At 41.7% G+C, this 7482-nt stretch carries 7 protein-coding genes; 3 read left to right on the top strand and 4 right to left on the bottom strand.

Annotated features, from left to right (window positions below):
* Window positions 1-449 precede the first annotated feature (449 nt).
* The 4 genes from LC653_RS43700 to nfi form a co-directional block, all read right to left on the bottom strand.
* Window positions 450-719, bottom strand: a complete 270-nt coding sequence (locus tag LC653_RS43700) for a hypothetical protein (RefSeq protein ID WP_229501498.1) — start codon at window positions 717-719, stop codon at window positions 450-452.
* A gap of 122 nt (window positions 720-841) precedes the next feature.
* Window positions 842-2797 carry an FHA domain-containing protein gene (locus tag LC653_RS43705; RefSeq protein ID WP_229501499.1) on the bottom strand — a complete coding sequence of 652 codons (1956 nt, stop codon included), beginning with the start codon at window positions 2795-2797 and terminating at the stop codon, window positions 842-844.
* Window positions 2798-3161: 364 nt separating this feature from the next.
* A complete protein-coding gene (locus tag LC653_RS43710; protein ID WP_229501500.1) occupies window positions 3162-3710 on the bottom strand; it encodes an FHA domain-containing protein in 549 nt (182 codons plus the stop codon).
* A gap of 107 nt (window positions 3711-3817) precedes the next feature.
* Window positions 3818-4483 carry a deoxyribonuclease V gene (gene nfi, locus LC653_RS43715; protein ID WP_229501501.1) on the bottom strand — a complete coding sequence of 222 codons (666 nt, stop codon included), beginning with the start codon at window positions 4481-4483 and terminating at the stop codon, window positions 3818-3820.
* Between the two features lie 92 nt (window positions 4484-4575).
* Here nfi and LC653_RS43720 point away from each other — a divergent pair, with 92 nt between their 5' ends.
* The 3 genes from LC653_RS43720 (at window position 4576) to LC653_RS43730 (ending at window position 7389) form a co-directional block, all read left to right on the top strand.
* Window positions 4576-5418, top strand: a complete 843-nt coding sequence (locus LC653_RS43720; protein WP_229501502.1) for a prohibitin family protein — start codon at window positions 4576-4578, stop codon at window positions 5416-5418.
* Between the two features lie 214 nt (window positions 5419-5632).
* On the top strand, window positions 5633-6154 hold the full coding sequence (locus LC653_RS43725) for a hypothetical protein (protein WP_229501503.1): 522 nt from the start codon (window positions 5633-5635) through the stop codon (window positions 6152-6154).
* Window positions 6155-6333: 179 nt separating this feature from the next.
* Window positions 6334-7389, top strand: a complete 1056-nt coding sequence (locus LC653_RS43730; RefSeq protein ID WP_229501504.1) for a hypothetical protein — start codon at window positions 6334-6336, stop codon at window positions 7387-7389.
* The last annotated feature ends 93 nt before the right edge of the window (window positions 7390-7482 follow it).

The raw sequence follows: 7482 nt of genomic DNA on the forward strand, positions 1-7482 counted from the left end.
GTCCAACTCAATCGCTTGCATGACTTTTTGCCGGAAATCATCACTCTCTTGCTTTGGCCATTGAAATGGGGTAGACGCAATTGGAACTCTTATAGTCTACGTCCTAATCTTCATGGCTATAGCTATACTTTTAGCTTAAGTTGACACCAATGAGCAGTGCTAAACCCCTACAAAAGATACTAGCCTTCTGACTCGAATGGCACTAAGAAAAGCTGAAACCCCTTTGATTAAGCAGTTTGTAACTGCTTTCATAATTCATGTCGGGGTTTGGTCATGAAGGGGTAAGCTTTTGGGCGGCTGACTTATGCTGTTAGCCTGCGATTTGAATCGCAGGCGGGCTATTGATTTCACTAAAATCTTGGCTAAGTACTCACCATATCACAGAGCAAGAATTCTGTGTTAGCGTTCGCGCAGCGTTCTACAGGAAAGCTCACTGAAGGTATCGCCCGTCACTTGAGCTTTTGAGCCTTTGAACCTCGACGTTGAGCCTTTGAACCTCGACGTTGAGCCTTTGAACCTCGACGTTGAGCCTTTGAACCTCGACGTTGAGCCTTTGAACCTCGACGTTGAGCCTTTGAGCCTGAACGTTGCACCTTTTTACTCGAACGTTGAGCCTTTGTACTCGAACGTTGCACCTTTTTACTCGAACGTTGAGCCTTTTTACTCGAACGTTGCACCTTTTTACTCGAACGTTGCACCTTTTTACTCGAACGTTGCACCTTTTTACTCGAACGTTGAGCCTTTTTACTCGAACGTTGAGCCTTTGAACCTTAAATTTGGAATTTGGTACTCAAAACAGCTAGTTAAATACTGTATTCCTCCTGCTTTCTGCCTTCTTAAACTAAGGTGACTGATTTAACACCCACTTCAACCACTGCCCAAAGGAACTTAGAACATTCAACCTTTGAACTCCAGGCGCACGAGCGGCGGCGAGTCCATCAACAGCGACTAATGCAGCGTATTGCAAGCCCAAAAAACTATCAACTGCTGCATAAGGCCCACCTAAAGTAATAGCCCCCGCAGCATACATTTGACCTCTATCACTACGCATTTCTACTAATTCAAAATTGTTCGCTACAGTCAACCGCCCCAGATGATTCACTGGGAGGTTGTAATGTTTCACCAAATCTGATATGAGGGGATTGGCATCTACCTTGGCATCCAATCCAGTAGCATCAACAATAAAGTCAGCTAGCAATTTCATTTCCCCAAAGCTTTGTTCTCGGATATGGGTAATAGTCCGGTTTTGGGCATCTCGTTCTACATCCAGCACCTCACCGAAGGTAATTTGATACCAGCCTTCGCTTAACCCTTGGGCAGTAATTTGCTGCCAGTCTTGGCGGTCGGCGGTGGTAGTTCCACCCCAGTCTGCTAGTAAACGCTTGCGTTCATCGGGAGTCGCTTTTTCTAACATTGCCCGGAGTTCGCCGCCCCAACAGGCTTTCGGCCAATTAAAGGGTTGAAATTCGTAATGATTTTTGACTAGGCGCTGGGTATTTTGAAATTTGTTGCCTTGAGGTTTAGGCGATCGCATTAAATGCAAAACTGCAATATTCCGATTTCTTTTTCTTGCTTCATAAATCCGTTGCACAATCCGCGAAGCCACAATTCCCCGCCCCCGAATCAACACCGTACCACCTTGTAGCTCTAGTTGCTCATAAACATGATCGTGTGCTTCATAAGCATTGACGACAGATTTAAAGTCTTGATATTTTTCTCTATAAGCTTGCAAATCTGGGAGAAACTGAATTGCTGGATACCCAGTAGCTAAATGTAAATAACGACTAACTAAAAAAGCATAATTTCCTGGGGCGCGAGAATAGGCTATACAATATCTACCGTCATCAGTTTTGCGAATTCCCCTAACTCGCCCATAGCGATAAATTTGATTCCAGCCAATGCGCTTCGCTTCCCTGTCTAGGGAATCAAAGACGTTACCCGCACGAGGAGTATAAGTTTCTGCAAATGTTGGTTCAGCAAACACTTGCCACAAATACTTGAATGCTGATTTCATCTGTCCCTTGCTGCAATCGTGCCAAGCCTCACGCAAGGCATAACTAGGCCAGCCCCAAATATTATCAGGACAAGAGTCAGAATTAGAGCGCAGTCTTTCATATAAGGGAATTTGCGAATTCAAACAAAGGCGCTTGTAACGAGCATAGGGTTCCGACTCTAATCCCAAAGCCACAATTTTGTCAGCACGCACACCACTAATTCGCAGCAAATCAGCCCAAACAAAGCTACCCAGTCCCGCCCCGATCGCTAGATAATCAGATTCATCTACTGGCAATCCTGTAGCATGAAGTGCTTGCACAGCGACTTTCTGAGCCTGAAACGCTAGCGGCGGGAAATTACTCGTCAAGGGCGTTAGCGGCTGGGCTACAGGCAAGGTAGGGTCTGGAAGATTGGTATTTGCGTTGAAATGAATCGTTGAAGGAGGGCTGGTATCTGGTGCGGGTACGTTAACAGCAAATGTCACTGTTATTAAATAGGGGCCAATTTGCAACGTATCGCCATTAGCCAGAACACTGCGCGTTTGTGGTTGACCGTTGACATATATACCGTTAACGCTGCCTTGGTCAATCACTACTAGATGGTCTTGTTCCCAGTCAATTAGGGCATGGTAGCGAGAAACTTCGTTACTGTTAAGCAGCATCCGAGAAACGCGCACTCCCCTAACTTCAGCAGGTAAGCGAGCGAATTCTCGACCAAAAGCGATCGGCATATTCAACCTTGGTTCTCGCCGTTCACCCGTCGCTGGTTCTTCCCAACTCAATTGGATTTGTTCATTTGTCATTAGTCATTAGTCATTAGTCATTTGTCATTGGGCATTTGTCATTGCTCATTAGACCTCTTCCAAAAGTCCCTAACACCCCACCCCCAACCCCTCCCCGCAAGCAGGAGGGGAGACAAAGCGACGATTGTCGGGGTGGGGTTCTTATTTTTCAGGACTTACGCACAAGGAACGGAAAATCGAACCACAGAGGACGCAGAGGACACGGAGGAATAAGAGTTTGAGAGGTTTTCTGCGTAAGTCCTATTTTTAATTTATGCAAGAGGTCTATTAGTCATTGGTCAAGAGTTAGAAATTCTTCCCCTGCCTCCCCTGCCTCCCCTGCTCCCCCTGCCTCGCCCACTCCCCACTCCCCACTCCCCACTCCCTAATTCCCTGCTACCAACACACTCACAGCCGCAGCTAAAGATGTCCCACACCAATGACAACCAATTTGTAGATTCTCTCCTGGGCAAACTTTATGACATTTGGGGCATTCTAAGCCATAAACTCCTGGCGGTGGTGCCGGGGGTGTTGGTGAATACTGGTGATGTCCGATATGTAGTGGTGGATGGGGTGGCAGCAAAATTGTTGCTGGAATGCTACCCGTGGAAACGCTAGTAACGTTGAGTTTTATTTGTCCCAAAGTGATACTAGTGCCCTGAGTTAAAGGCATTTCACCTTGGATTAATTGCCGTCCATCGACAAGGGGGGGATTTTGCGATCGCAAATTCCTAATATAAAAGCGCTGTTGCTGGTGATGAAAAAATATTTCAACGTGTAAACCAGAGACAGTAGGGTGACTCAGAACAATATCGCACCGGAGTGGATCACGACCGATGCGGACAGTACCAAGATTTTTACTTGGCTGTTGTTCGTAAATGTTCTGAGTTTTATCTTGGCCTGCATCGTGCCATTGTAAAGTTAGTGCGTTCATTGTTCTAACTTCGTAAATCGTATTTAGCTACTTCAACTTCTTTCTGTGCGATTCCTAACACGATTGAGTCGGTGCAAGCAAGTATTTAGAAAAAACTTCAATAAGCTTTATCTATCCGATGCTAATTTATCAGCAATGCGCGTCGTTTCTGGCAGGCGATATTTGGGCGTGCAGCGTAATACATAGTTAATCGCCGTAGGTAAACTAACTCGATGGCCACTGGAGATGTACAGAGGTTTTACTCCTGTGCGCGATCGCAAAACTGCCCCAACCGTTTCACCTTTATATATAAGTGGTTGTCTGCTGCCTTTTGTTTCTGCCAATTCCTCATACTTACCTACCAACAACGACTTAGCTACACCAATTGTCGGCATATCTATAAGTAACCCTAAATGGCTAGCTATACCTAATCTGCGGGGATGGGCAATTCCTTGACCATCACACAGGATGATATCTGGTGTTGTTTTAATCTTTTCCAAGGCATCGAGGACAGCTGGAATTTCCCGAAATGAGAGGAACCCAGGAACATAAGGAAAGGTTGTAGGACGGTGTGCTAGGCTTGTCTCGATTACTTGCAAATCAGGAAAACTCAGTACTGCCACAGCTGCACGGCTAATGGTTCCATCAGCTTCAAAACCCATATCTACTCCAGCAACGTACTGGATAGGTTCTTGCAGTTGATCCTCAGTAATTACTTGATCGCGCAGCTTTTCTTGGATAACGATGGCTTCTTCCAGCGTCGAGGGCCAAGCATGATCTCGATAAATCTTCATATTTAAAGTTGGAATAAAAAGGTGTTATATTCCGAAATGGTTAATGGCGACGGTGTATCTAGTGATATATAACTTAATTTAATTAAACAAATATGCGTAACAATAGCAGTAATACTGGTAATACCTTAAAATATAGCTTTTATCTTGCCGGAGGAATAGGTTTATTAATTTTGGCAATGATTCTCCGCCCTTTTACTATTGTTAATGCAGGCGAACGGGGCGTTATCATGAAGTTTGGCAAAGTCCAAGATCAGATTTTAGATGAAGGCATTCACCCAATAATGCCGATTGTCACAACAGTAAAAAGATTGACTGTGCGCGTGCAACAAAACACTTTCCAATCTGATGCTGCTTCCAAAGACCTCCAGAAAATCACAACAGAACTTGCTGTCAACTGGCACGTTGATCCCAGCCGAGTAAATAAAGTTTTTCAACAAGTTGGCGATCAAGAACAAATCATTACAGGAATAATCACTCCGGCTGTATCTGAGGTTTTGAAAGCAGCCACCTCTAGAAAAACAGCAGAAGAAATCATCACCAAGAGAACGGAACTTAAAGAAGAAATTGATAGATTTCTTAAAACTCGTTTGGCAGCTTACGGTTTGATAATAGATGATGTCTCTCTGGTAAATTTTGCATTTTCTCCAGAGTTTGGCAGAGCTATTGAATCCAAACAAATAGCTGAACAAGAGGCTAAACAGGCAGAATTTATTGCTCAGAAGGCGACTCAAGAAGCTCAAGCAGAAGTCAACCGCGCTAAAGGTCAAGCGGAAGCGCAAAGATTGCAGCGGTTAACTCTAACACCAGAGTTATTGCAAAAACAAGCAATAGAAAAATGGGATGGTCGTTTTCCAATGGTAATTGGTGGTAATGGTTCGGTGCCATTAATTAATATTAATCCTAGTAATTTGGCAAGCACAGAAAACAAAAAGTAGTTTTTGATGCTGATGGACTTAGAATAGATTTGTAATAATAAAGGCGTCATTTTATTAGCTTTAGGTTGATTTACATAATTGTTTTATTCTCGCTTACCTACTTAATAAATCCAAGTAAATTTTAAATATAGGGCTTGAAAATTTCTGAAAATGTTGCTTTTAGGTGTAAATGGGGAATCCTGAGATAGAAGATATTATCTCAGGGTTATTGGTTATGACACAGCCGAATATTCTGGAACTTGCAAGACAGGGAGACACGCAGGCGATCGCATCTCTGATGAACCGCCACCTACACCCCAAAGGAATCAATGCACAGGTTGCCTTCCAAGATGCTTGCTTGGAGGTAATACTAGAATCTGCCCAAGTACTAAATCAGCAAATTTTACTTCCATTTATCCGCAAAGGGTTAACCGCTTTAGGGTCTGCATCTATTGAAATAGTGAAAGTTTACGGACAACAAACTGGTAAGGAGTTTCCAGCTTGGAGTAAAGAGTTTAATTTAGGCATAGCAGAAGCTGAACTAGAAGCAGTAGATGATGAACACTCTTCTAGTAATCCTCAAACTCTAACTATTTGTATTAACTTAAGCGGCGATACCGCACAGAGATTAACAAACCAAGATTTTGAATTTATTGCTAATCAAATAAGCACTGATATTTTATCATCTTGCTCTGAGGTTTTTATTCAAAAAGTAAGTATTACTAATGGTAGCTCTGTGATTATAAAGGAACGCTAATTATTTAATTTTGAGAGGCGCAGGAAAATATTCTAAAATTGGTTTGTTCGCAAGAAATATAATAAATTCAAGTAGGTTTTAACTATAAAAATTCAAAAATTTTGAAAATGTTGTTTTTACCTGAAAATAGGGAACCCTGAGATAGAAGACGTTATCTCAGTTTTTCGGATTTATTGGTTATGACACAGCCAAGTCTTTTAGAACTTGCTAAACAAGGAGATGCACAGGCGATCGCATCAGTAATCAATTACCTTTTGCAACCAAAAAATATTACTGCGAAAGTACTCTTGAAAGATGGTTGCTTACAGATAATGCTAGAATCCTTTCAAGTACCGGAGCAAAAATCATCAGTCACTTTTATTCGTAAACTAATAATAAAGTTAGAAGCTACACCTATTAAGTCCGTAAAAATTTATGGGAAAGGCAAAGGACAAACCTCAGTAGCTTGGATAGATTATTTAAATTTGACTCCTGAGAATGAGGAGATTAAAAAAAATTCCAGTATTTTAGAACTAGCTAAACAGGGAAAATACGAAACACTCTCTCAAATATGGCCAGTTTGGTTTCCTTATCCTAGTTCTTGGTTTAGGGCGATTATTCTAGTTCCCATAGCATTTCCTGGCGCACGTTTAATAGTCTTTGGATTGGCCGGAGTATTTATATCACTTCTCGGCAACAGCCCTATATTATTAATATTTTCTATTTTATTCGGCTTATTAATACCAACGATTTTATTAGCCTTTATATACCATATTTTCTGGTTTATTTGGCAAAAGCCTAGATCATCTAATAAATTACCTAAATGGATACCTACTTTGAATAGTTTATGGGCAGGTTTCTATGGCACAATCGTTATGGGATTATCTTTTTTGCTAATCCTAACTATCTTTTCGGAATTAGCTTTTTATAGTTGCAATTTGTACAATAAAATACCGGAATATTTTAATGGTTGTACGGGGCATTTAACAGGACGCGCAACAAAGGTAGTTTTTTACAGTATTGAAAACAATGATTTTTTAAGTCAACGTTGGTTTATGATTTGGATGTTCACTGCCGCATATTTATACCAATTAGAATATTTATTAATAAAACGCTTAATTCCTAAACTGAAAGTTATACTCAAAAACTTTAAAACTAAACCTCAGAGCTACAGTGCTGATCGCACAGATTTAGAAATTGACAGATTGCGTGGTGATATGGGTCTACTGGAGTTTAGACTAAGCTATACAAAATGACCCAGCAGGGCTGAGTTAATCAGAGACTTAGCAAAAGTATGAATAATCTAAGGTATTAAACAGCAACAGATGCTTCTTTACGTGGTGGAGTTA

Source organism: Nostoc mirabile CHAB5784 (assembly GCF_020829645.1).
Classification (GTDB): domain Bacteria; phylum Cyanobacteriota; class Cyanobacteriia; order Cyanobacteriales; family Nostocaceae; genus Nostoc; species Nostoc mirabile.

Excerpts from the sequence above, each read along its gene's own strand:
- LC653_RS43705 (WP_229501499.1), bottom strand. The coding sequence starts at position 2,797 with ATGACAAATGAACAAATCCAATTGAGTTGGGAAGAACCAGCGACGGGT.
- LC653_RS43710 (WP_229501500.1), bottom strand. The coding sequence starts at position 3,710 with ATGAACGCACTAACTTTACAATGGCACGATGCAGGCCAAGATAAAACT.
- LC653_RS43720 (WP_229501502.1), top strand. The coding sequence starts at position 4,576 with ATGCGTAACAATAGCAGTAATACTGGTAATACCTTAAAATATAGCTTT.
- LC653_RS43725 (WP_229501503.1), top strand. The coding sequence starts at position 5,633 with ATGACACAGCCGAATATTCTGGAACTTGCAAGACAGGGAGACACGCAG.
- nfi (WP_229501501.1), bottom strand. The coding sequence starts at position 4,483 with ATGAAGATTTATCGAGATCATGCTTGGCCCTCGACGCTGGAAGAAGCC.
- LC653_RS43730 (WP_229501504.1), top strand. The coding sequence starts at position 6,334 with ATGACACAGCCAAGTCTTTTAGAACTTGCTAAACAAGGAGATGCACAG.